Origin of the sequence: Pleurocapsa sp. FMAR1 (assembly GCF_963665995.1) — a bacterium.
Lineage (GTDB): Bacteria > Cyanobacteriota > Cyanobacteriia > Cyanobacteriales > Xenococcaceae > Waterburya.
On the sequence record NZ_OY762512.1, the window covers coordinates 4728866 to 4753212 of the forward strand.

The 24347-nt window shown below is 39.1% G+C and carries 24 protein-coding genes; 14 read left to right on the forward strand and 10 right to left on the reverse strand.

Going from position 1 to position 24347, the window contains the following annotated elements; translation table 11 throughout:
* The 5 genes from thiC (at position 1) to SLP02_RS23000 (ending at position 5599) form a co-directional block, all read left to right on the forward strand.
* The gene (thiC, locus tag SLP02_RS22980; protein ID WP_319423051.1) at positions 1–1383 is read left to right on the forward strand and encodes a phosphomethylpyrimidine synthase; all 1383 of its coding nucleotides are present in this window, start codon (positions 1–3) and stop codon (positions 1381–1383) included.
* Between the two features lie 285 nt (positions 1384–1668).
* Positions 1669–2985: an RNA ligase family protein gene (locus SLP02_RS22985; protein ID WP_319423052.1), complete on the forward strand. Its 1317-nt coding sequence runs from the start codon at positions 1669–1671 to the stop codon at positions 2983–2985.
* Between the two features lie 177 nt (positions 2986–3162).
* A protein-coding gene (locus tag SLP02_RS22990) for an IS1 family transposase (protein WP_319423053.1) occupies positions 3163–3881 on the forward strand; the annotation gives its coding sequence in 2 pieces (ribosomal slippage) (positions 3163–3451 and positions 3451–3881; 720 coding nt in all).
* The gene (locus tag SLP02_RS22995) at positions 3839–4804 is read left to right on the forward strand and encodes a nucleotidyltransferase domain-containing protein (protein ID WP_413467420.1); all 966 of its coding nucleotides are present in this window, start codon (positions 3839–3841) and stop codon (positions 4802–4804) included. Before SLP02_RS22990 ends, SLP02_RS22995 begins: the two co-directional genes overlap by 43 nt.
* 30 nt (positions 4805–4834) lie before the next feature.
* Positions 4835–5599, forward strand: a complete 765-nt coding sequence (locus SLP02_RS23000; protein WP_319423055.1) for a nucleotidyltransferase domain-containing protein — start codon at positions 4835–4837, stop codon at positions 5597–5599.
* 92 nt (positions 5600–5691) lie between these two features.
* Here the strand turns inward: SLP02_RS23000 and SLP02_RS23005 are convergent, their stop codons facing one another.
* Positions 5692–6633 carry an aldo/keto reductase gene (locus SLP02_RS23005; RefSeq protein WP_319423056.1) on the reverse strand — a complete coding sequence of 314 codons (942 nt, stop codon included), beginning with the start codon at positions 6631–6633 and terminating at the stop codon, positions 5692–5694.
* A 268-nt stretch (positions 6634–6901) separates the two neighbouring features.
* Between SLP02_RS23005 and SLP02_RS23010 the strand changes: the two genes are divergently transcribed.
* Together SLP02_RS23010 and SLP02_RS23015 are read left to right on the forward strand one after the other, a co-directional pair.
* Entirely contained in the window at positions 6902–8110 is a 1209-nt protein-coding gene (locus SLP02_RS23010; protein WP_319423057.1) for an HhoA/HhoB/HtrA family serine endopeptidase, read from the forward strand.
* Between the two features lie 43 nt (positions 8111–8153).
* Positions 8154–9659 carry a helicase C-terminal domain-containing protein gene (locus tag SLP02_RS23015; RefSeq protein ID WP_319423058.1) on the forward strand — a complete coding sequence of 502 codons (1506 nt, stop codon included), beginning with the start codon at positions 8154–8156 and terminating at the stop codon, positions 9657–9659.
* A gap of 6 nt (positions 9660–9665) precedes the next feature.
* On the opposite strand, the gene SLP02_RS23020 is transcribed toward SLP02_RS23015, so the two are convergent.
* The 7 genes from SLP02_RS23020 to SLP02_RS23050 all read right to left on the reverse strand — a co-directional run bounded on the left by SLP02_RS23020 (position 9666) and on the right by SLP02_RS23050 (position 15469).
* Entirely contained in the window at positions 9666–10106 is a 441-nt protein-coding gene (locus tag SLP02_RS23020; RefSeq protein ID WP_319423059.1) for a DUF29 domain-containing protein, read from the reverse strand.
* A 6-nt stretch (positions 10107–10112) separates the two neighbouring features.
* Complete coding sequence (gene trpA, locus SLP02_RS23025) at positions 10113–10907, reverse strand: tryptophan synthase subunit alpha (protein ID WP_319423060.1); 795 nt, start codon at positions 10905–10907, stop codon at positions 10113–10115.
* Positions 10908–11068: 161 nt separating this feature from the next.
* On the reverse strand, positions 11069–11374 hold the full coding sequence (locus tag SLP02_RS23030; protein WP_319423061.1) for a DUF3007 family protein: 306 nt from the start codon (positions 11372–11374) through the stop codon (positions 11069–11071).
* Positions 11375–11384: 10 nt separating this feature from the next.
* Positions 11385–11615, reverse strand: coding sequence for an NAD(P)H-quinone oxidoreductase subunit L (ndhL, locus tag SLP02_RS23035; RefSeq protein WP_319423062.1), 231 nt, complete (start codon positions 11613–11615; stop codon positions 11385–11387).
* A 352-nt stretch (positions 11616–11967) separates the two neighbouring features.
* Entirely contained in the window at positions 11968–14055 is a 2088-nt protein-coding gene (locus SLP02_RS23040; RefSeq protein ID WP_319423063.1) for a glycoside hydrolase family 10 protein, read from the reverse strand.
* 194 nt (positions 14056–14249) lie between these two features.
* Entirely contained in the window at positions 14250–14402 is a 153-nt protein-coding gene (locus SLP02_RS23045; protein ID WP_319423064.1) for a hypothetical protein, read from the reverse strand.
* A 410-nt stretch (positions 14403–14812) separates the two neighbouring features.
* Positions 14813–15469: a pentapeptide repeat-containing protein gene (locus SLP02_RS23050; RefSeq protein ID WP_319423065.1), complete on the reverse strand. Its 657-nt coding sequence runs from the start codon at positions 15467–15469 to the stop codon at positions 14813–14815.
* 285 nt (positions 15470–15754) lie between these two features.
* Between SLP02_RS23050 and SLP02_RS23055 the strand changes: the two genes are divergently transcribed.
* The 7 genes from SLP02_RS23055 (at position 15755) to SLP02_RS23085 (ending at position 22599) form a co-directional block, all read left to right on the forward strand.
* Entirely contained in the window at positions 15755–17047 is a 1293-nt protein-coding gene (locus SLP02_RS23055; protein WP_319423066.1) for a homoserine dehydrogenase, read from the forward strand.
* A 42-nt stretch (positions 17048–17089) separates the two neighbouring features.
* A complete protein-coding gene (locus SLP02_RS23060) occupies positions 17090–18100 on the forward strand; it encodes an NAD(P)/FAD-dependent oxidoreductase (protein WP_319423067.1) in 1011 nt (336 codons plus the stop codon).
* A gap of 239 nt (positions 18101–18339) precedes the next feature.
* Positions 18340–19683, forward strand: coding sequence for a cytochrome P450 (locus SLP02_RS23065; protein ID WP_319423068.1), 1344 nt, complete (start codon positions 18340–18342; stop codon positions 19681–19683).
* Positions 19684–19719: 36 nt separating this feature from the next.
* Positions 19720–20004, forward strand: a complete 285-nt coding sequence (locus SLP02_RS23070) for a ribbon-helix-helix domain-containing protein (protein WP_319423069.1) — start codon at positions 19720–19722, stop codon at positions 20002–20004.
* Positions 20005–20016: 12 nt separating this feature from the next.
* Positions 20017–20298 carry a type II toxin-antitoxin system RelE/ParE family toxin gene (locus SLP02_RS23075; protein ID WP_319423720.1) on the forward strand — a complete coding sequence of 94 codons (282 nt, stop codon included), beginning with the start codon at positions 20017–20019 and terminating at the stop codon, positions 20296–20298.
* A gap of 138 nt (positions 20299–20436) precedes the next feature.
* Positions 20437–22287: an ABC transporter ATP-binding protein gene (locus tag SLP02_RS23080; RefSeq protein ID WP_319423070.1), complete on the forward strand. Its 1851-nt coding sequence runs from the start codon at positions 20437–20439 to the stop codon at positions 22285–22287.
* Positions 22288–22395: 108 nt separating this feature from the next.
* Positions 22396–22599 carry a hypothetical protein gene (locus SLP02_RS23085; RefSeq protein ID WP_319423071.1) on the forward strand — a complete coding sequence of 68 codons (204 nt, stop codon included), beginning with the start codon at positions 22396–22398 and terminating at the stop codon, positions 22597–22599.
* A 2-nt stretch (positions 22600–22601) separates the two neighbouring features.
* On the opposite strand, the gene hrcA is transcribed toward SLP02_RS23085, so the two are convergent.
* Positions 22602–23678, reverse strand: coding sequence for a heat-inducible transcriptional repressor HrcA (hrcA, locus tag SLP02_RS23090; RefSeq protein WP_319423072.1), 1077 nt, complete (start codon positions 23676–23678; stop codon positions 22602–22604).
* Positions 23679–23965: 287 nt separating this feature from the next.
* Positions 23966–24316 carry a rhodanese-like domain-containing protein gene (locus tag SLP02_RS23095; RefSeq protein WP_319423073.1) on the reverse strand — a complete coding sequence of 117 codons (351 nt, stop codon included), beginning with the start codon at positions 24314–24316 and terminating at the stop codon, positions 23966–23968.
* Between the last annotated feature and the right edge of the window lie 31 nt (positions 24317–24347).

The window sequence follows — 24347 nt, forward strand, 5'->3', positions numbered from 1 at the left end:
ATGAGAACGGAATGGATTGCCAAGCGACAAGGACAGGGCAATGTATCTCAGATGCACTATGCGCGTCAAGGAATCATTACCGAAGAGATGCACTATGTAGCCACCAGGGAACGTTTACCAGTAGATTTGATTCGCGATGAAGTGGCTAGAGGCAGAATGATTATTCCTGCCAACATTAACCACGCCAACTTAGAGCCAATGTGTATTGGTATTGCTTCTAGCTGTAAAGTGAATGCTAATATTGGTGCTTCGCCTAACTCTTCTGACATCAATGAAGAAGTCGCCAAGCTCGATTTGGCTGTTAAATATGGCGCAGATACCCTGATGGACTTATCCACAGGAGGCGGTAATCTAGATGAAATTCGTACGGCGATAATTAATGCCTCGCCTATTCCCATTGGTACAGTACCAATTTATCAAGCACTGGAAAGTGTACATGGGGACATAGAAAAACTTTGTGCCGATGACTTTTTGCAGATCATCGAAAAACACGCCCAACAAGGTGTAGACTACATGACTATCCATGCAGGTATCTTAATTGAACATCTGCCCTTGGTTAAAAACCGTCTGACAGGCATTGTCTCTCGTGGCGGGGGAATTATTGCGCGCTGGATGCTGCATCATCACAAGCAAAATCCTCTGTATACTCATTTTGACGACATCATTGAAATCTTTAAAAGATATGATGTTTCCTTTAGCTTGGGAGATTCTTTACGTCCTGGTTGTACCCATGACGCTAGTGATAAGGCTCAGTTAGCGGAATTAAAAACTCTGGGACAGTTAACTCGCCGTGCTTGGGAACATGATGTTCAGGTAATGGTAGAAGGTCCTGGTCATGTACCAATGGATCAGATTGAATTTAACGTCAAAAAACAAATGGAAGAGTGTAGCGAAGCACCTTTCTATGTTTTGGGACCATTAGTAACTGATATTGCTCCTGGTTACGACCATATCACTAGTGCGATCGGTGCAGCAATGGCTGGCTGGTATGGAACTGCCATGCTTTGCTATGTAACTCCTAAAGAACATTTAGGCTTGCCTAATGCTGAAGACGTGCGTAATGGCTTAATTGCTTACAAAATAGCTGCTCATGCAGCCGATATTGCTCGTCATCGTCCTGGTGCTAGAGACAGAGACGACCAGCTTTCTAATGCTCGCTATAATTTTGATTGGGAGAAGCAGTTTGAACTTTCTCTCGACCCAGAAAGAGCCAAGGAATATCATGACGAAACTTTACCCGCAGATATCTACAAAACAGCCGAATTCTGTTCTATGTGTGGTCCCAAATTCTGCCCGATGCAGACTAAAGTTGATGCAGATGCGATAACTGAATTAGAAAAATTCTTAGCACAGGAAGAAAAAAAGGAAACTGTTAAAAGTTAACGGGCAATGATCTGGATAAATAACTGACAATAACGGCTCATTGTAATTATGGAGTAAGTAGTAATTAACTTGCTCTTTTTTATTGACAGAAATATTGTTTGCTATCAAAAATATCATTATCAATACTAATACCTATTCTCAAAAGTAACTAAAAACTCGTAATCCTATATTTATCCATACCCTACATCCTGACACAATCCAAGTCTCTCGCTATATTCGAGAATTGGTATTATTAATATTGCAACTTGCATAGTATTTTGTGCTACATTATATTTCCTAATTAATATGACAGGAGATATAAAATTCATGACCGTTATGGCAATGGAAGTTATTAGCGCGGAGAAACATCCCAACGCTGATGCTTTACGCCTATACACAATAAAAGCAGCAGAAAAAGAAGTAGAAATTATCGCTAACCTAGATTGTATCTATGAATTAGGAGATATTGTGGCGATCGCCTTAGTTGGTTCAACTTTAAAAGATAGTACAAAAATAAAGCCAACTAAGCTACGGGGAGTATATTCCTACGGCATGGCATTGGGCAAGGTTGAGGCAAAAATAGGACAGGATTTAGCCGATATTTATTGTCAGCCAGAAACTCCATCTACGACAAAGCAGTTACCCTTTATTAAGTGGACGAGTATCGAGCTGCTGCATAACGTTAAACGTGAGTTAGATGCAAGAAATCAAGCATTCCAACTTACTTATCGTGCAAAGGTCAAACTTCATGGTACCAATGCAGGGGTACAGATTACTCCTACGGGCGAAGTTGCTGCCCAAAAAAAGACTCAAATCATTACCTACGAAGCTGATAATGCTGATTTTGCTGCCTGGGTAGAACAAAATACTAAATATTTTAGTCAGTTAAAAGGAAATTCTAACATCACCATTTTTGGTGAGTGGTGCGGAAGCGGTATTCAAAGAGGAGTAGCAATCTCTCAAATAGAACGTAAAGTGTTTGCTGTCTTTGCCATCCAATATGGTGGTGTAGGAGAGGAAATTGCTGAATTAGAGATACGTCCCGAAGTAATCAGAGCAATATTGGCACCCAACGAAGATATCTTTGTGTTGCCTTATTATGGGCAACCAGTCAATCTTAATTTCGGCGATGCTAAACAACTACAGGCTGCTGCGGATACTATCAATCAAATGGTAGAAGCAGTAGAAAAAATAGATCCTTGGGTCAAAGATAACTTTGGTATTGAAGGAGTGGGAGAAGGATTAGTTATGTATCCCCAAGTTGAAGATATCGTGGCAAGGGATAGATATACACAATTAATTTTTAAAGCCAAAGGTGAAAAACACCAGGTAGTTAAAACTAAAAAAGCAGTCCAAATAGAGCCTGAAATAGCTCAGAATATTGCAGAATTTGTGGATTTATTTGTGACTGAAGCTAGATTACAACAGGCATTGACCGAAGCCTGTAGTGGTGAGCTAGACATGAAGCAAATGGGTCAATTCCTTCAGTGGATTTCGGTTGATATCCATAAAGAAAGCGAGGCAGAATTGGCAGTAGCAGACCTAACTTGGAAACAGGTTAATAAGTTTGTCAATAGTGCTGCTAGAAAATGGTACACCAACAAAGTGACCAACGTTTTTTAGTTAAAACTTTGAATTAGTCTCCTGTTTAGCGACGTGGAGGCTATTTTTTTGATTGCGAAAAAAGCAATACAATTTATTTAAAATACAAGTCGAGAATCTGACAACTCCATGAACCCTAATTGGTAGTCCTAAAGATGTAAGGATATAAAATAGGAAATTGTAGATCATTTGATTTCCATGCCAGTAGATTTGCCATCTTGTCCATCATGTAATTCAGAACAAATTGTTAAAAACGGTCACATTCACAATGGCAAGCAAAATTATAAATGTCGCGACTGTGGTAGACAATATGTGGAAAATCCACAGAATAAAATGATCGACCAACCAACCAAAAACTTGATTGACAAATTACTCTTAGAGAAGATTCCTTTAGCTGGAATTGCCCGAGTTACAGAAGTTTCAGAACCTTGGTTACAGAGTTATGTCAATGCTAAATACGAATCAGTTTCTCAGCAAGTTAAAGTGAGAACAAAAGAAAAGGAAAATTAACGATTCAGTGTGATGAAATGTGGTCATTTGTCGGTAATAAAGCCAATAAACAATGGATTTGGTTGGCTTTGGCTGCAAAAACTAAAGAAATAGTCGGGGTTCATATCGGCGATCGCCGTCGTCATGGAGCGAGAAAGCTATGGCAATCTTTGCCCTCAGTCTATCGACAGTGTGCCGTTTGTTATAGTGACTTCTGGGAAGCCTATGAACAGGTAATTCCTTCAAAACGCCATCAAGCGGTGGGAAAAGAGAGAAAAACCAATTACATAGAACGATTTAATTGCACAATGCGACAAAGAGTTTCTCGATTAGTCAGGAAGACTCTATCGTTCTCTAAGAAAATCGAAAATCAGATCGGGGCAATCTGGTATTTTGTCCATCATTACAACACGTCCTTACATCTTTAGGACTACCCCCTAATTTAATTATCCCAATTGGCACGCAGGTTGTTAGTCGAATTGAAGTTAAAAATAAACAGAACGAATCTGTCTGTCTTCAAGGAGAAGTCGGAGTAATTATTTATTCTCCTACAGATAATTCTCATGCTTACAAGATTCGTTTGACCAACGATTCAGAAATAATTTTGAATCGTCATGAGTTTAGTATTCGCAAGCACTATCAAAAACAAGAACTACAAGATGCTCGCGATATGTTGGACGAGTACAATCTTTATGATTATGTTATCTATCGTTGTGTAGTTGGTTCGAGAGCTTATGGTCTTGACAATAAAAATTCTGATACGGATTTGAGAGGAATCTATTTACCTCCTGCAAATTTGCATTGGTCTTTATATGGTATTCCCGAACAATTGGAAAATCATGATAGCCAGGAGTGTTATTGGGAATTGCAAAAGTTCATTCTTTTGGCATTAAAAGCTAATCCAAATATTTTGGAATGTTTGTATACTCCAATGATTAAAGATATAAATCCTGTTGCTGAAAACTTATTAGCTAAAAAAGAGATATTTTTATCACAATTAGTTTATCAGACCTACAATGGCTATGTTATGTCTCAGTTTAAAAAAATGGAGCAAGACTTACGCAATAAAGGAGAAATTAAATTAAAACACGCAATGCACTTAATTCGATTGCTATTATCTGGTATCACAATTTTGCAGTCAGGATTTGTCCCAGTAAAAGTTTCCCAGTACAGAGAAGAATTGCTGGCAATTCGTAATGGAGATATGCCTTGGCTGGAGGTGAATAAATGGCGATTAGATTTGCATCAGAAATTTAATCGTAGTTTCAACCAGACTTTTTTACCTAAACGTCCAGATTATGAACAGGCAAATACTTTATTAATAGAAGCCCGAAAAGGAATGGTTGAGTAATAACTATGCTTAAATTTTAAAGTCTTTATAATGGAAGTTAATCAAGAACTATTAGTAACAATAGCTCATTCACAACCTTATCCACTTCTATTTACAACTATTAGTGGCGCACATTTGTATGGATTTCCTTCGCCAGATTCCGATTATGATCTGCGCGGTATTCATATTTTGCCGACCAAAGAGGTAATTGGCTTGTATTCTGCGGCAGAAACTATTGAAGTTTCCGAGGTTAAATCAGGTCTACAAATTGATTTAGTAACTCATGATCTTAAAAAGTTTTTTATTTTATTACTCAAAAGAAATGGTTATGTTTTAGAGCAGTTATATTCCCCTTTAATAGTTCAGACTACTCCAGAACATAAGCAATTAAAAGCGATCGCGTCTAACTGTATTACTCGCAATCATTATTATCATTATTTAGGATTTGCAAAGAGTCAATGGCGATTATTTACGAAAGGAAATATTTATCAAATAAAGCCACTACTCTATATTTATCGAGTTTTGCTTACAGGAATTTATTTGATGAATACTGGAAGAGTTGAAGCTAATTTGCTCAATTTGAATCAAGAGTTTAGCTTACCTTATATTGGCGATCTAGTCGCCCAAAAATGTACAGAATCGGAAAAATCAATCTTAAAAGAAACTGATATAGAACACCATTTCCAAGAATATCAAAGATTGCAGCGTGAATTAGAAGCAGCTTTTGGCAATAGTCATTTACCAGATGACTCGTCTGCAAAACTAGAGTTAAATAGTTTATTAATAGATACAAGACAAAAGCTAACTAATTCTTAACTCTCTTCTTGTATGATTAGGTTAAGGCGATCGCAATAACTCAAAAATCACTTTCAAGGATTGTTAAGCTAATAAACTTTGCCAAAAGATTGTTAACTGCCTACTGATAAACCAAGCTGTTCAACATCTTCTGAACTCAGTTGCCAACCTATAGATCCTGCATTTTCCAGGGCTTGTTTAGCATTTTTTGCTCCAGGAATAGGAATTACGTTTCCTTGGGCTATTAACCAATTAAGAGCTACTTGTGCAGGTGTTTTTTGGTACTTTTCCCCAAGCTGTTTTAACTGGCTAATAACTGGTTCAATCTTACTTAATCCCTGAGTCGAAAATTTAGGATCTAGTTTTCTTGCTCCCTGTACTTTTTCAGTGTTCTCTGGAGTATACTTACCAGTTAGTAATCCTTGATCTAAGGGGCTATATGCCAGTATGGTAACTCCCAATTGACGAGCAGTAGCTAAAATACCATTTTGTTCAATCTTGCGAGTCAACAGAGAATAGCGAACTTGATTTACTGCCAGAGGCACATCATACTTTGCCAACAAATCATGAGCCTGCTGCATTTGTGTGGCGGAGTAATTGCTAACTCCCACCGTAAGAATGCGTCCTTGTTTTACCTCTTCTGCCAAAGCCTCCATTAAAGTTTCTTGCCCCATAAAAAAGTCAAAGGGCGAATGAACCTGATAAAGAGCAACTTGTTCAACCTGGAGTCGCTTAAGACTTTTACTCAAAGCATCGGCTACCGCCTGTTTATTAAATCGCCAGGGTAAAGGAAAATATTTAGTAGCTATTTGTACTGGCTGACTAGTTTGCTGGAGAAATTGCCCAATTAGCTTTTCTGAGTCCCCCAAACCATAAACTTCGGCAGTATCAAAAAAAGCTGCGCCATTGTCTACGGCTGTTTCAAAGGCTTGTTTTACTTCTGTCTCTCCGTAGTTTGAGCCATAACCCCAAAATAAACTATCACCCCAAGCCCATGTACCAATACCTAGAGGGGGAAAAGAAATATTGCCGACTGAAATCTTTGTTGCTTCCATGAGATAGACTGCCTTTTAAATGCTTTATGTTATTTTACAAAATTAACGTGAGCGTCCCCAGAAAATAGATTTTGTTCGTATTGAAGCTACTAAAATTAATAACAGTTTTCTTCTTGACAATGCCTTAAAATAAGATAGTAAAGTTTTGCATCAAGATTTGGATCTGATCGAGACAATGAGCTTATTGTGAATTTTAAGAAAGCTTTATTGATTGGTGTCTACGATAATTTGAATTAGGGATTTAGCCCAGCATAATTAAATAAACGATATGAAACTTTTATCTAATAAACTAGGTGTTTATTTGGGCGTACTTGCAGTTGGCGGTAGTTTGGGCTTTCTTGGAAGTCGTCAGTTTCAACAACCAACAGCAAGGAAACAAACTCAAGTTTATCCTACCGCCATACCAACTGAGGCTAATCCTGTTAATAGAAGCAACAACGATCGAGACGTTAATTTTATTGCCACGGCTGCACAAAAAGTTGGTCCTGCGGTAGTTAGAATTGATGCTTCGCGTCACATTTCGGCATCACCAGAAAATCTCAGAAATCCTTTACTAAAGCGTTTTTTTGGCGGTGATAAGAGTAAAAAATCTTCAAACTCCTTGCCTGAGCAGATAGAACGAGGAACAGGCTCTGGCTTTATTATTGGCTCTGATGGTCGTCTGATTACTAATGCTCATGTGGTAGATGGAGCAGAAAAAGTACAGGTGACCCTTAAAGATGGCAAAAGTTACCCAGGAAAAGTGTTAGGAACAGACCCTTTTACTGATGTAGCAGTAATCAAAATTAAGGCGGAAAACTTACCCACAGTTAGTTTTGGGGATGCAAAAAACTTGATGCCTGGGGAATGGGCGATCGCCATTGGTAATCCGTTAGGTTTAGATAATACCGTAACTGTGGGTATTATTAGTGCTATGGGTAGATCGAGTTCCCAAGTTGGCGTGCCAGATAAGCGAGTTAAATTTATCCAAACTGATGCAGCTATTAATCCTGGTAACTCTGGAGGACCTTTGTTAAATTCCCAAGGAGAAGTTATTGGGATTAATACAGCAATTCGCGCTGACGCTCAAGGATTGGGCTTTGCTATTCCCATTGAAACGGCTAACCGCATCGCTAATCAGTTATTTACCAAGGGACAGGCAGATCATCCTTATTTAGGGGTTCACATGATTAACCTAAATGAAGAAATTAAAAGCGAAATTAACTCTAGCCAAGAATTTGATTTTAAAATTCCTGAAGATAAGGGCGTGGTTGTAGTCAAAGTAATTCCTCGCTCTCCTGCTGCTAAAGGTGGTTTTGAGCCAGGAGACATGATTAATAAAGTAGGTCGTAGCCCTGTAAAAACCTCTGTTCAAGTACAAGAACAAGTTGACCTGAGTAAAATTGGTTCAGAATTAGAGGTGGAAGTTTTGCGAGATGGTAAGCTTAAAATCCTTAAAGTTCAACCAACTGCTTTTCCTAAAGGCGAATTTGAGTAATAGTGGAAACTACGGCAGTTTTTTTTAGTGGGATCATCTAAATTTGATTGAAGTAGAAGTTCATTCATCCCTGCGGGATTTTTTACGAGCGAATGGGGAGCGAAATTTTCCCCATCATTTAACCATGGCAAGGTTAATCGCTAGAGCTTTACGCCTAGGTCGCCCTGCGTTGATGCAAACTGGTAGTAGCGTCAGCAAGTATTGTCTTAGTTATTTAATGCCGATACTGATAGGAGATTGGTCGGTTGTTATAGTTGCCCCCCTGACAACGCAGCAATATTTAATCGATGTCGAAATTCCTAAATTACAAGCATGGTTAAAAACTAACAAAAAAGTCAGAATTGGCGATCGCTGGCAAGACGACGATCAGCTATTGCTCACTTCTCCTGCAAGCTGGTTAGGCGATCGCTTGGGAGGGCAAGGAAAATTTCCCCTGGCGATACCGACCATTATCGAACGAGCCGAAAGTCTCGAAGAATGGACAAGACAGCAACTAACTATTAGTATTACCGCTTCAGACTGGGAGGAGTTATTAGAGAATATTCCTGAGCATCAGGAATTGATTCGCGACACAAGAATCAAGTTAACCAAATCTATCTTTACTCGTCCTGAAAATCCTTATGGTAATTACATATTACTTAATTCAGAATTAAATATAATCAAGCAATTATGGGCAGTCTTAGCCGACCAAAAGCTGCTCAAAGGTAAATTTGAACAATTTGGGCAATACTTAGCTTCAGAACTAACTATAGCTTGGATATCTCGCGATCGCGATCGCGGTTTATTTACCGTTAATCTTGCCCCTGCTGAAGTTGGTACGAGGCTCAAACCAATTTGGCAAAAACAGCCAGTTGTAATAATTGGTGGCTTTTTAGATATTGAAGCCAAAGCAACCACTTATCGACAACAGTTAGGCTTAGACTCACAAATGTTAAGTTTAAAATTTACTCCCAACCGACAAAACAATCATATCCAGCTTTATATTCCAGATCGCTTTCCTTTGCCCAACACACCCGAATTTCAGCCAGCTTTAATCGAACAAAGTCTATTATTAGTCAGTCTTAGCAGTAGGCTTAATCGCCTAATTGTTTTGATTGTCGATGATGTACCGCTTCAAGGGCAGGTAGGTTCAGCATTGGCAGCCGAATTTGGTTCGCGGGTTAAAGTAGAAAAAACCAAGGTAAGCGATCGCAGTATCTTAATTTGTGGTTGGTCATTTTGGCAACAACATCAAGAAAAGCTACCAATTCCCAGTCTGTTGATTATTGCCACTCTCCCCATACCATCTTTAGAAAACCCCTTAGTTGCTAACCGCGTTGCTTACTACAAAAATCAGCGTCAAGATTGGTTTCGGGCTTACTTATTGCCGACAGCCTTAAAAACTCTCGAACAAACCGTAGTACCGTTGCGAGAATCACAAAGCATCATGGCTTTATTGGATAACCGCGTCAATTTCCGTAGCTATGGCAAAGAAATTTTATTAACTCTCGAACCCTGCGCTCGCATCAATTATATTGACCCTACCTGGTTTGGTTATCCTAATTCGTGAGTCATGCTAAATCTCTCCAAAATAATCATCTTGCATCAACTGCTCTAGCTCTATCTGCTCAGATGAAGGCATATCAAAGAGAATACCTTTTTGATATTTTTGGTAAGACTGTTCGTACCATTTACTATAGTTGTCTGCTAAATAATTCTTTAGACTAGGAGAGTCTTCTAAGATATTCATGATTTGAGTGCGAAAGTTGATCACTTCAACTTTCCAGCCGTTTAAAGCTCGCTTACGCTCACTTTCCCAGTACTTGATTTTAAATATATGCTCAATCAATCGCTGAGAATAGCTACGTAAAGCCCGTTTATCCGACTTGCCCATGTCATCAATTTCATCTAGCAAATTATCCCAGTCCATATTTTCTAGATTTCGATTGGCGATCGCTTTTTTAATTTCTTCTATCCAAAGGTTATAATCGCGCTCATGCAATAGTTTGATATCCATGATTTTTTAAGAAATCGCTTGTTTTAAAGCAGCACAAAATTCAGCGATCGCTTTTAGTCCCGCTTCTGGAGTTCCTTCTGCCAAGCGTTTAACTATAGCACTACCGACGATTACGCCATCTGCCCCCCAGTCCTTAATTTGTTTTGCCTGTTCGGGGTTAGAAATACCAAAACCAACGCCGATGGGTTTATCCGTCGTGCTGTGTAACTCTGCCAAGATATCTTTGACTCCTGCTGCCATTTCTGACCGTATCCCCGTTACGCCTGTTACGGATACTAAGTAAATAAAGCCTTGAGACTTAGTGGCGATCGCTTTTATTCTGGCGGTCGAACTAGTAGGTGCAACTAATAAGATTACCTCAATTCCTATTTCTGCTGCGGGCTTAAGCAGCACATCTGCTTCTTCTAGGGGTAGGTCAGGAACAACTAAACCTCTGACTCCTGCCTCTTTTACCTGTTTAAGAAAAGACTCGATGCCCCGATAGTGAATTGGATTGTAGTAAGTAAATAAAACAATCGGCACATCTATTTTTGGTGCAACTTGCTTAACTATCTCCAAAACAGCTTCTAACTTAACTCCTTTCTGTAAGGCTCTTGTAGCTGCTGCGTGAATTGTCGGACCATCTGCTAAAGGATCGGAATAGGGAACACCTAGTTCAATCAAATCTGCACCGTTTTCAGCCAAAACTTCGATTGCTTTAGCTGTTGTTTCTAAATCAGGATCGCCAGCGGTGATAAAGGGAATTAGAGCACATTGAGAATTTTGTTTTAGTTGTTGAAGACGATGGGCAACGGAGTTCATTTGGCTAAAGTTAATTTTAAGTTTTAAATTTAATGCTGAATAATTCAATAAAAGTTGCCACGATAAGTAGAGCGATATAATTAAACTGAAAATAGAATTTTCCTAGTCTCCCAGTCTCCCAGTCAATCTATACCAAGGTTTATTGTTTCCTGCCTACTTAGTTAAGCTTCTTTTTGTTGCTCAATCTCTTGCTGAAGCTTCTCTAGCTCTTCTGGAGACATCTCTTCAAGACGCTTTTGCATTACTGCTTCTTCATAATCTTTAAGCTGCTGGTTGTAAGTCATCTTCTTATTACCGACACGCAAAAAATAGGTTAGCGACCAACCTACCAAACCAATAACCAATAGGGTTTGAGTCCAAATTCCTGCATTGATACCGTCTAAGCCAACTATCTGCAAAATAAAATAGACTAGTCCAGCAGCTACAAATACACCGAGACTAATTGCGATCGCATCGATTCTCCGCATATAACTTATCCTAAGCTTTTAGATCGCGACGTTTGGGGCGAAAATTAAGAAACGGACTGAGTAAGATCATCCCAGGAAAGCTGAGAAACACAAATAAATACATAATTAACCGCTCGATAGAGCTAGCAACATACCAACGATTCTTGAGATAAAAATAAACTATTGCTGGTAGCACTACAAGATATGTGCCACTTAAAACTAGATATAACAAGGCAACTAAATTAGTCTCTGTAAGCAACATAATGTCTTCAATAGTTGGCTAATTCACGACACTGTTATTTTAGCAGGGCATACGTCCAGCTTTACTGATATTTAAGTTAGAACGGAAATTAATATTTAACGTCTGATGTGAATTGAAATTTGCTTTTGGAATAGCTTATGTTATAAAAATACTAGGTTTTTCGAGTTATGAGAGAGTAATCACTACGCTACGCTATTCGAGTTTTGCGTTTTTGCGTAGTTTCCAAAAGCTAAGAGCGCACACAGCAAAGCTGTGAAGTCGTCTTACGACGATCTGCGCGTTCGCGCTGCAGCTAACAGCTAAGAGCTAAAAACTAGTAAATCAGAACGAAGCATATTCACATCAAGCATATTTACCTGACCACCGTTTTCTGATGAGGACTAAGAATTTTGTTTTCTCCATAGCTCAACAAGCGATCTAGAGTATTCAAACGATTTTGCCAAACCGTTGCTTGATATGTATCAACGCTTTTTGTTTCTGCCATCCAATAGGGAAATTGACGACGTAAAGAATTCAAAGCTACTTGAGTCGAGAAAAAGTTACGATTCGAGGGTTCATCCACTAATGTTTGTAATTCCATCGCTACTCTGTCTGCTTGTTCTCCCCATGCTTGTAAAGTGGCATCATCAATCCCATACTCATTATTGGTTAGAAAAAAGTTCCACTCTCGCTGTAAATTTTGATATCGAGATAAAGTCACCTCAAAAGGTTGTCTCTGGGGTAGAGGTTGTTTGGGTTTAGCGATCGTACTGCCTTGAGTATTATGAAAAACGGTAGCGAAATCAGAATTTAAATTGTCGGCTGCAAAAAGAGCGTAACCTTCAGTAGACATACCTCGCAATAGCTGTATTTGGTCTAACGCTGCTACTTCAGATATGTTTAAAAGTCTAATTCCTGGCAAAAGTAAAGCTTGACCGCGATCGAATTCACTGAGTAGAGGATTAGCAATAATATTAAGTTGATCGCTATTTTGAGCGTAGGTCATCGGCACCAGCATATCAATCCATTCTTTATTCACCCATTTTTCCCAGTGCTGCTGAATTTTTGACAAACGATCTTTTTCTGGCATGGGAAATACGGCAGTCGAAAGAGTCAATTCAGGTCTTAGCTGCTTGAGATTTTGAGAAGCAGCAGCTACAAAATTGTCTATCTGTTCAATACGAAAGTTCGTCCATTTAGACCACAAGTAATGATTGGGATTAAGCGTGATCGGATCGAATCCTGTCTGTTCTTTAAACTGTTCTCTAGCAGCCTTACCATAGCCATAGGTTATTTTACCCGAAAGACTTTCGAACGGATAGCGAATATAGTCTAAATGAATACCGTCTACTTTGTAATTAGTAGCAATTTCTGTTAATAAAGATAAAAGATAACGCTGGACATCGGGATTAGCAGGATCTAAAAAAACCTTTCCCGAACTATAGTGAAAGCGACTACCTTCGTTATCTGTAGCTACCCAATCAGGATGTTTGGCTAAAACAGGACCTAAATAGTTACGAGGTAAATTGAGAATTTCATTATGACGTTGATTGACCGCAGCAAAAGTCCATACCCAAGCGTGTAATTCCATGCCTCTTTCATGAGCTAGTTTGACTGCTGCCTTCAGAGGATCCCAACCTTTGGTCAGAGGGTTTTGTTGAGGCGCAATCTTACTAGGATAGATAGTGTAGCCAGAATTAAGCGTTTCAAAGAAAATAGTATTTATACCCGCCTCAGCCATGCGGTCAAAAACTTTAGCCAAATCTGCTTCTGATTTAGCTTGGACAATTGTGCCGCGATCGAGCCACATTGCTCGTATTTCTGATTGTGCAATGGGTCTATCCATAGGATAGTTGTTCCACAGGGTTTGTTTAGCTACCGACCATTCTGCTTGGGCGAGATCGTATTGATTTTGCTCTATTAGATAAGCAAATTTCTTTAATCCCTCCTTCGCCTGTTTTAAAGCTAAGTGAGCATTTTGATATTCAAATTTTAGACTTGGCTTTTGAACTTGTTTTTTGGCTGTATTTTGCTGATTGAGTAAATGTTTAATTACTTCCCCTGTGGAAATGTCTAAATTACTATCCTGTGCCTCAGCAGTAAGTAAAGTTGTTTCAAAACGACCAATCAGTCCTTCTAATTCCTCCGTCATCAATCTAGCTTCCCCTGGAGAAATTTTTTGTTCAGATTGCAGCTTAAGGTCAGACGGTAAGGGAGGATGAATAGGCTTTAAAACGGGAAAAAAACTAGGTTTGGATAAATTATTGATTTCTGATTTTTGCACAGCATTCTCAGAGTCTTGTATAGCATCTGATTCTGGCTCGATCGCCATTACTGGCAAGGCAATTAAAGTACAAGGTAGTAAAGAGATAATTAATTTGGCAGCTATTTGAATTCTTAATTTAAGATCGATATTTTTTTGAAGGGCAAGCTGTTGCCAATGCCTGACATTTCTTAGCACAAAAATCTCCTAATTACTTTATATTTATCTTGTAAATAACTTATTAATTTTAAAATATCAATTAGTCTTTAATCAACCATTATAATCTTGATATTTTCTGCCACGTATCGGTAATAGTGACGATTAAATATGTTTTACTTTAAAAGCTATGCTAGATATTACGGCAGAGAAAATACTTTTACGGCAAAGTAACTTTAAGTAAAGATGGCATATATTTCGAGATAAACTGTTCTTAAATAAGTGTTAGCGATCGCTTTATCAATCTTGGCTAACTGAACATATTTTTTGATAATTTCGACGGTATTCTTTCTTACTATGCAGCACACTGTTGAATTGCTGCCAAACATAAGATTAAATTATAAAGTAATTTTTTTCTCACTATGGAAACTATCCTTTAAATGACGCACAAGACCTACTAGTTACAGATATTTTTGGTCAACAAGTAACTTTAGATGATGTCAATATCACCAATGGTTCTGATGCGGATATCGTTACGGGAGAACAGTTTTCTATGCTGCAATCTTTTGGCAATCTGATGTCAAGCTGGGGGGAATTTCAACTATATCTTCTCCCAGAAATAAGCATTGCTCATAGATCGCCGATCCTGTTTTGGTGGGCAAAGATCTTTACCTGAAACGCTTGTCGATCTCAATTATGTTCTGCCCACCCTACAAGGCTGGTATGGAATAAGTTGATAGTTTCGATAGTTTTTGGGTTTCGTCCCTCAACCCAACCGACAAGATCTTTTGACCCAGATTCAATCTCCCCAGAATTTCAAACCTTTTTGAAGAGTTCCATCGGGCATGATAGTGTCTTTAAACATAACAAAACGAACATCACTCAAAAAGTCGAAAAATCTGATACCAGTAAGATTGGCTTCAGTAAAATTAGTCCGATCAACTCTAGCCGCATAAAGGTTAGCCCCCATCAACTTAGCCTCAGTAAAGTTGACCTCAAAGAGATTGGCTCTCTCCAAATTGGCTCTTTCCAAAATAGCCCACTCCATGACAGCACATTTGAAATTGGCTTTGGTGAGATTGGCATCTCTAAATCTAGCACCTCTCAAAATAGCACCAATACAAATAGCTTCAGTGAGATTAGCTTTACTGAAGTCAGTAGCGTAGCTATCAACACCAATCAAGATAGCTTTAACAAGATCGACATTTCTCAAAATGGCGTTCATCAAGTTGGCATCTCGCAAATTAGCCCCACTCAAATCAGCTCCGCTCAAGTCAGCCCCACTCAAACTGGCATCTCGCAAATTAGCCCCACTCAAATCAGCGCAGATCAACTTAGCATCCCGCAATTTGATTCCAGTCAGTTGAGCATCGATCAAGTCAGTCCCACTCAAATCAACTTTGGTAAAATCTCTTTCGCCAGCAGCATATCTCCTGAGCAATTCTTCAGCAGTCATAATTCAACCCCCGAAATTACTAATGTATTAAATAATACCGCAACCAATATCTAGTCAGACTTACTCCAATCTAAAACCCAACTAAACATCGATTTCCAAATAATCGACCTTCCCAAAGGACAACTCTGGCAAACCCAACACAGAAACAATTCTCATCGACCACGATACAAATGATGTCGGTTGGTTCATTGATAAAACTCCTCTCGATAACAGCAAAAAAATTTAGCCAATATAACCTATTGCCGTTAATCTAGATAAGGTAAAGTTACGCTCAGGACAAAAGTTGTGGCTTTCAAAATTGGTTTATTAGGATACGGTACTGTAGGTACAGGCACAGCAGAAATTATTCTCGATCCAGCGGGAAGAAATAATTTGCTGAGGGAAATAGAAATAGCGAAGGTTGGGGTAAGATCCCTTGATAAACCACGATCGCCTGAGCTACCAGCAGGAGTTTTGACGACGGATTTAGAAGCTATTGTCAGCGATCCTGAAATTGATATTATAGTTGAACTTTTAGGCGGATTAGAACCCTCGCGATCGCTAATTCTCCAAGCCATAGCCAACGGTAAACATATTGTTACAGCTAATAAAGCCGTAATTGCTCGTCATGGCGCAGAAATATATACCGCAGCTAACAAGGCTGGAGTGTATGTTCTGTTAGAAGCAGCCGTAGGTGGAGGAATACCAGTAATAAAACCCCTGAAGCAGTCTTTGGGAGTCAACCGCATCCAGACTGTAACAGGAATTATTAACGGTACAACCAACTACATCTTGACCCAGATGACTCAAGAGGAAGCAGATTTTGCCGATGTCCTAGCTGAAGCACAAAAACTAGGCTACGCAGAAGCCGATCCCACTGCGGACGTAGATGGTTACGATGCTGCGGATAAAATTGCTATTCTGGCTGCGATCGCTTTTGGAGGCAGAATTAAACGGGAAGATATTCCCTGTGAAGGTATTCGTCAGATAAACGCTACAGATATTAGCTACGCTGACGATTTAGGCTTTGTAATCAAGCTACTGGCGATCGCTAAAGCAAGTCAAGATAACGATTCTCTACAGGTTAGGGTTAATCCTACTTTAGTACCCAAAGATCATCCTCTAGCCAACGTCAACGATGTTTATAACGCTATTCTGGTAGAAGGTGAACCTCTGGGACAAGTAATGTTTTTTGGTCCTGGGGCGGGCAAAGGAGCGACTGCTAGCGCGGTAGTATCGGATATTGTTAATATTGTTAGCATTTTGCAAACTAACGGTACTAATCAGAAACTAGATCCTTTGTTGCGTTGTTCCCACGAAGATTTTAAAGATCTTACTCCTATTGCAGACATTGAAACTCGTTTTTATGCCCGTTTTCTCTGCGAAGATGTTTCTGGAGTGATCGGTCATTTAGGTACTAGCTTTGGCAATCATAATGTCAGTCTAGAATCAGTAGTGCAGATTGGCTTCCGTGACGCTTTAGCAGAAATCGTCGTTGTTACTCATAATGTTCAAGAAGGCAACTTTCGTCAGGCATTAGAAGAAATTAAAAATTTAGAAGCGATTAACAGCATTCCTAGCATTCTTAGAGTATTGTAATCTTAATAAGCGACTGTTATTGAAATCTAGAAAGCCTAAAAAATGTTACAAAAAGGCGATCGGCAAAATAAAAGCAATGCAACCTGTATCGTTATTGGTGGTGGAATTTCAGGATTAATTACCGCTACAGTTTTGCAGCGTCAGGGAATTGAAGTAACGGTATTAGATAAAGGCAGAGGAATTGGTGGACGATTAGCAACTCGGCGAATTAAGTACTCAGAATCTATAGTTGGAGTATTTGATTATGGTACGCAGTATTTCAACGTTGAGCAGCCAGAGTTTCAAATTTGGGTAGATGATTGGTTACAGCAGGGAGTAATTAAAAAATGGTGTGAGGGGTTTGGTGAGGCAGACGGGAAACCACGCTATTGTGGTGTAAATGGCACTCGTGGCATTGCTAAATATTTAGCACAGGATTTAGATGTTCATGTGAATACGAAGGTAGTAAAGGTTAGTTATGATAAGCATTGGCTTGTGGAAACAGAAAATAAGCATTATCAGGCAGATATGTTGCTGATGAGTGTTCCTGTACCCCAAGCTCTAGAGTTATTAGATGCTTCTCTGATAGTTCTACCATTAGAAATTAGATTCTCTTTAGAAAGTATTAGTTATCATCGCTGTATTACTGTTTTAGCTCTGCTAGAAAAACCCAGCAATATACCCGCACCAGGGGGTATAACTTTAGAAGATGATTATTTAGTTTGGTTGGCTGATAATTATCAAAAAGGCATTTCTCCCCATGGTTATGCCGTGACGCTCCATGCTACCTCTAGTTTCAGTGATGACTATTGGAATAGTGACGATGCTGAAATTGCCTATAAATTGCTCAGCGCAGCAGCAGATTACTTGGATTCAGCTGTAATCACATATCAGATACATCGTTGGCGTTACAGCTTACCCAAGACTTTTTATTTTGAACCTTGCTTGGCTTTATTAGAATTACCTTTGGTATTTGCAGGAGATGGCTTCGTTGCGCCCAAAATAGAAGGTGCAGTCTTGTCAGGTATGGCAGCGGGGAAGTTAATTAGTCAACGGTTTGGCTTAAAGAGCTAGAAACTAATGATTAATGATTGATGTTATGCACTCATTGATCTGTGAGACTAGGAGAAAGATGAAGATTAAAACTCATGAGGATTTAGAAGTTTATCAAACAGCATTTAAGGCTGCTATGGAAATTTTTGAAAAGTAAATTTGCCCAGCTTATTTACACGACATTTACGCGACATACAAACTCGAAGAGAAAATTACTAGACTATAAACAATAGCTAGCTTAATCTTTCTTAATTGAGGTCATGAAATTAATTCCCAGGCTGAAACAATCATCTATTCAACAAAAATTTCAATGGGTTGCCAAACCAGATAAATATATGGACTCGGCAGTTAAACAAGCTCCTGATATGTTTATTGCAGATATTGCTGGCGAGGATGGCTATGTGTTTGTAAATCATCCTGAAGCGATGCGCCAGATAGTAACGAGCGATCGCCATAAGTTTTTTGCTTCGAGTAAGAATAACGATCTTTTAAGACCTTTAGTGGGAGATAATTCGCTAATTTTGATTGAAGGCGATCGCCACAAACAACGCCGTAAGTTACTTTTGCCACCCTTTCACGGCGAAAGAATGCAAACTTATAGCAAGTTAATTTGCGATCTTACCCATAATATAATTAGTCAGCTTGAACCCAATCAGCCTTTTATTGCTCGACAGGTAACTCAAGAAATATCTTTACAGGTAATCTTAGAGGCAGTTTATGGCTTACAGGACAATCAAAGATCGGCTGAATTAAAGCAGCGTATTGCTAAACTGGCAAACATATTTGAATCAACTCTTACTTCAGCTTTCTTATTTTTTCCCTGGTTACAGCAAGACTTGGGTGCATGGAGTCCCTGGGGAAACTTTGTCCGTCAACAAAAAGCCATTGATGAAGCGATTTATCAAGAACTTGCTACTAGAAGAACTCAGGATAATAGTCAACGTCAAGATATTCTATCTCTAATGATGTCGGCAAAAGATGAAGCAGGAGAAGGTCTAAAAGATATTGAATTGCGAGATGAACTAATGACCTTAATGCTGGCGGGACATGAAACAACAGCTACGGCGATCGCTTGGGCATTATATTGGGTTCATCGTCATCCAGAAATCAAGACAAAATTAGAGGCAGAAATAGCTAGTTTAGGTGCAGATCCCGCTCCTATGGAAATTGCTAAACTGCCCTATCTAGATGCTGTCTGTAAAGAAACTCTGCGAATTTACCCTGTGGCTATGCTTACTTTTCCCAGAGTGGTACAAGAACCCACAGAACTAATGGACTACAAGTTAGAAACTGGGCAAGTATTGATGGGCTGTATTTATCTTCTTCATCAACGAGAAGACGTATATCCTGAACCTCTTAAATTTAAGCCAGAACGCTTTTTGGAGCGGGAATTTGACCCTTATGAGTTCTTTCCTTTTGGTGGTGGCAAGCGTCGCTGCATTGGTGAAGCTTTAGCAAAACTAGAAATGAAGCTAGTTGTAGCTACAATTATTGCTCAATACGACCTAGAGCTAATTGACAGTAAGCCAGAAGTACCTGTCCGCAGAGGCGTTACTCTCGCACCCAAAACAGGGGTCAGAATGATGTTTAAAGGAAAGCGATAATAGATTAGCAATGGAAATAAAATAAGAATTAAAGAATTGAGTGAAAGTGAAGTGATGACAATTCAATTAAAACCAGAACAAGAAAAATTTATTCAAGCGCAAGTAACTAATGGAAAATACAATTCTTCAGAAGAAGCAGTTGATAAAATGTTTCAGGTTTTTGAAAGATTGCAGCTTGAATATGATGAATGGGTGAAAGAAACCCGTGACAAAATAGAAGCAGGTATTGAATCATTGGAAAAAGGTGAAGGCGTTGATGGAAAAGTGGTTCTTTCTAGGCTACAAGATAAGTTACATGAGAGCCGAAAAAATCGATTGTGAATTATATATATTATTTCTCAACTGGCAATAAAAGGTTTAGAAGAAATTATTGATTATTTTTCTGAGCATAATATTGAAGCTGGAGAAAAATTTCTTAGCGAATTTGAAAAGAAATGTAAGTATTTAGTTGATTTTCCTAGCATTGGGCGTGGTTATGACGATATCAAACCATCTCTACGAGGTTTACCATTGGCTAGCTACATAATTTTTTATCGTTCTATCAATGATGGAATTGAAATCGTTAGAGTGATTAGTGGATATAGAGATTTAGAATCTCTATTTTTAGAAGACTAATACATTTTTGCTAAATCGTAAAATGGAGAAGCGCAAAGTGAGGCAATAATCAATCCAGCAATTTTGTTGTATATTGACTAACTCTCGTTTAGCGATGTATCGGTTAAAATTTTGTTAACCTTTGACCAAAGCTGAAATATGTCTGAACCTGTTCTTGATGTTCGTCATCTCCAAGTCCAATTTACCACTGAGACTAAACCTGTTGTGGCAGTTGAGAATCTAAGTTTTCAACTGCGAAAAGGAGAAAAATTGGGCATTGTCGGGGAATCAGGTTCAGGGAAATCGGTTACATCTTTGGCAATTATGGGCTTAGTTCCCACTCCTGGACAAATTACGGCAGGAGAGGTTTATTTTACCCCTGAAGGTAAATCTAAAGTTGACTTGTTGCGGATAAATGAAGCAGAGCGCAGAAGCTATCGTGGCGGGGAAATTGCCATGATTTTTCAAGAGCCAATGAGCGCGCTCAATCCTGTATACAATATTGGTTTTCAGCTTACAGAGGCAATTTTACTACATCAAAAGGTATCATCTGCTGAAGCGAGAAGAAAAGCGATCGCACTATTACAAGAGGTTCAGCTTTTACCTGCCGATGAAGTCTTCAAACACCAGTATCTCACAGAAAATCCTGGTGCAGCTTTAGGAGAAAGGGAATTAGCCAGTCACATCAACCAGCGTAAGCAGGAAATTCTCAAACGTTATCCCCACGAGCTTTCAGGGGGACAACTGCAAAGAGTAACAATTGCTATGGCGATTTCTTGCAACCCTAGTGTTTTAATCGCTGATGAACCGACAACAGCCTTAGATGTCACAGTTCAGGCTACTATCCTCGATCTGTTGCGAGATCTTTGTCAAGAACGAGGCATGGCGTTGATTTTTATTACCCATGATTTGGGGGTAATTGCCGAATTAGTCGATTCTGTTGCCGTGATGTATCGTGGCAAGGTAGTAGAATCTGGAGATATTAAAACCGTCTTTACGAATCCTAGTCATCCCTATACTAGAGGCTTGTTGGCTTGTCGTCCTAGCTTGAAACGTCAGCTCAAGATTTTACCCACGGTGGCAGATTTTATGAATGAAGCTACCACTGAGTCTGGAGAAATTGAGATTAGCGAAAAACAAACAGATCTTGACCATAAGCTAAGTGAAGTTGTCACCGAAGCAGAACAGCAAGAAAGGCTAGATAAGCTACTTCAGCAACAGCCTATCATGACGGTTAAACAATTGCGTGTGGGTTTTCCCCAGAAGGGAATGTTTGGCACAACTAAAAAATATATGATGGCGGTAAATGATGTTTCTTTTGAGGTGTATCCAGGAGAAACCTTGGGCTTGGTGGGGGAGTCTGGCTGTGGTAAATCGACTTTAGCCAGAACCTTGTTACGGCTAATTCAACCCATGCAGGGAGATGTGATTTTTGATGGCGACAACATTACCAATTTATCTTTAAGAAGCCAAAAATTGCGATCGCTCCGTCGGCAAATGCAGATTGTCTTTCAAAACCCCTACAATTCTCTTAATCCTCGCATCAATATTGGCAAAGCGATCGCCGAACCTTTAGTCGTTCACAAGATCAAATGCGATCGCCAGAAGAAAGTCGCTGAATTGTTAGAGCGAGTTGGTTTAAACCCCAACATGAGAAACCGTTACCCTCACGAGTTTTCTGGTGGACAAAGACAACGGGTATGTATTGCTCGCGCCTTGGCTTTAGAACCTCAGTTTATTATCTGTGACGAGTCGGTTTCGGCTTTAGATGTTTCGGTACAGGCGCAGGTATTAAACCTTTTAAAGAAGCTCCAGGCAGAAATGGGATTGACCTACATCTTTATTTCCCACGATCTGAGCGTAGTTAAGTTTATGAGCGATCGCATTATTGTGATGAACCAGGGCAAGATTGAAGAGATTGATACCGCCGAAGAAATTTACCGCCATCCAAAAACAGACTATACGCGCAAATTAATTGAGTCTATTCCTACAGGGAACATAGCAAGTTGATCTAAGTTTATCGACAATCAGATGATATCGAGGCTTTAATAGGATAACTCTGTCTATAGAGCAATCAAATTAAGATTGATAAGCCAAAAATTAAGGAGAATATTTTCTGTGAATAGAATGTCAAATACAAGCTTGAAGCAAGCCCTAGGATTTTTTACGGCAGCAATAGTTGCAGCTTTTGTGTATAAATTTAGTTTAGATATATCTGACGTTAGGTTATTTGTTTTAAAAATATTATTAACTCTTTTTATTAGTGCGGGGGTTTGGCTAATAATTTGCTACGTAATCGACAAAATTGATACTGGTAAATAAATCTAAACCTGAAAAGGATTAGAAAGATAATCGGCGGTGTTTTCTACCAGGGCAATCGCATTTTCGTATAGCATTCTCTTAGGACCGAGAATACCTACGCTTCCCACTGCTACATCATCTCGATAGTAGTTAGCCGAAACTAAAGTGCAGGTACGCATGGGTTCTAAATGATTTTCCATGCCAATTTTAATACTCACTCGCTTGAGGGAATCTTCGATTGCGGGAAAAGTGAAAATAGCTGGCAAAAGCTGCTCTTGTTGTTCTTCTAATAAAGATAAAAGAGTTTGCACCTGCTGAAGCTGAGTAAACTCTGGCTGACGCAAAAATTCGGCTACACCATGAATGAATATTGGACTTGAGTAGCTAGTTTGCAAAGCCAGCTTAAGCTGCTTGAGCAATATACCCAAAAAACCTGCATATTGGGCAAAATCACGGTCTATTTCTGCCCAATCTAAAGTAACAATTTCTGTTAAAGAACGTCCCTTTAGTTCATGGTCAAGAAAATTAGACAATAATTGCAGTTCATGGTCAATAATTGACTCATCTGCTTCTTTATCTAGTATAGGAGATTCCATTAGGATTGATTGGGTTTGATAGGAATCTGTAACCACAATCAACATAACCTGATTGTCAGCCACCCGTACAAGCTGCAAATGGCGCAAAGTACTATTTTGGTTTTGAGGAAAGGTAATTAGAGCAATATAGCCACTTAAGGCAGCGAGAATTTTGGCAGATTGCTGCAATAAAGCCTCAAAACTGGCTCTTACTAACTGCAACTCTTGCTGAAGCAATTTCTGCACCATTGTATTAATTTTGTCGTCGGGAATGAGCAAATGATCGACGTAGGTACGATAACCTGAATCAGAAGGAACTCTCCCCGCAGATACATGAGGCTGGTAAAGTAGCCCTGCTTCCTCTAAACGCCCCATGATATTACGAATAGTTGCCGAACTGACGTTGAAGTCATATTCTTGCGCCAAAGTTTTAGAAGCTACTGGCTCTGCTGTGGCAATGTAATGTTTAATCGTCGCTTTTAATATATTTTGATATCTTGCACTCAGTTTAGATTGATGTGCCATTAAAGATAATTAATTATTGGGTTAACTATAATTTTCGCTAAAGTATAGCCTGTAAGTCAGACTCTTAAAAGTTAGGGCTGTACTAAATCCTATTCAAGTAGGTTATTTGACCGCGGAAGGCGGTCAACGCAGGCACCGTCGTTTTACGGCGGTGTATCGTTGACTTTTGGGTAGTAGATAACTGTTAATAGGTTTTAAATTTTAAGCTGCTTTTTCCAATCGCATTTAGGGTTATTTTGTCTTCAAATAAAAAAAGTCTGTGCCGATTATATTCGGCGATAAAAAGATCAGTAGCGGTAAACAGTCGAATCTATAGCAAGTGAATACGCATCTATACCTCCCATTACATTATAGATGTTGCTAAAACCTCTGATGGCTAGCCATTGACAGAGTTGAGCCGATCGCATTCCATGATGACACAGAACTATAGTTTCTGCTTCTGGCTGAAGGCTGGTTAGCATTTCTTCTGACCATTGTTCAAATTCACTCAAAGGATATAAATCAAATCCTTCAATCTTTGCCAAATCTGCCTCTGACCTTTCTCTCACATCAATCAATTGTAATGGTTGGTTGGCTTGTGCCAAACGCAGTGCCAATTGCTGAACATCGATTTCAGATATGGATAAATTATAATACACTTTTACTAATAATAATTTTACTATATTTTGA

Bases quoted from the DNA above. Each gene is read 5' to 3' on its own strand.
- thiC (WP_319423051.1), top strand. From the start codon at position 1: ATGAGAACGGAATGGATTGCCAAGCGACAAGGACAGGGCAATGTATCT.
- SLP02_RS22985 (WP_319423052.1), top strand. From the start codon at position 1,669: ATGACAGGAGATATAAAATTCATGACCGTTATGGCAATGGAAGTTATT.
- SLP02_RS23000 (WP_319423055.1), top strand. From the start codon at position 4,835: ATGGAAGTTAATCAAGAACTATTAGTAACAATAGCTCATTCACAACCT.
- SLP02_RS23005 (WP_319423056.1), bottom strand. From the start codon at position 6,633: ATGGAAGCAACAAAGATTTCAGTCGGCAATATTTCTTTTCCCCCTCTA.
- SLP02_RS23010 (WP_319423057.1), top strand. From the start codon at position 6,902: ATGAAACTTTTATCTAATAAACTAGGTGTTTATTTGGGCGTACTTGCA.
- SLP02_RS23020 (WP_319423059.1), bottom strand. From the start codon at position 10,106: ATGGATATCAAACTATTGCATGAGCGCGATTATAACCTTTGGATAGAA.
- trpA (WP_319423060.1), bottom strand. From the start codon at position 10,907: ATGAACTCCGTTGCCCATCGTCTTCAACAACTAAAACAAAATTCTCAA.
- SLP02_RS23030 (WP_319423061.1), bottom strand. From the start codon at position 11,374: ATGCGGAGAATCGATGCGATCGCAATTAGTCTCGGTGTATTTGTAGCT.
- ndhL (WP_319423062.1), bottom strand. From the start codon at position 11,615: ATGTTGCTTACAGAGACTAATTTAGTTGCCTTGTTATATCTAGTTTTA.
- SLP02_RS23045 (WP_319423064.1), bottom strand. From the start codon at position 14,402: ATGTTTGGCAGCAATTCAACAGTGTGCTGCATAGTAAGAAAGAATACC.
- SLP02_RS23050 (WP_319423065.1), bottom strand. From the start codon at position 15,469: ATGACTGCTGAAGAATTGCTCAGGAGATATGCTGCTGGCGAAAGAGAT.
- SLP02_RS23060 (WP_319423067.1), top strand. From the start codon at position 17,090: ATGTTACAAAAAGGCGATCGGCAAAATAAAAGCAATGCAACCTGTATC.
- SLP02_RS23065 (WP_319423068.1), top strand. From the start codon at position 18,340: ATGAAATTAATTCCCAGGCTGAAACAATCATCTATTCAACAAAAATTT.
- SLP02_RS23080 (WP_319423070.1), top strand. From the start codon at position 20,437: ATGTCTGAACCTGTTCTTGATGTTCGTCATCTCCAAGTCCAATTTACC.
- hrcA (WP_319423072.1), bottom strand. From the start codon at position 23,678: ATGGCACATCAATCTAAACTGAGTGCAAGATATCAAAATATATTAAAA.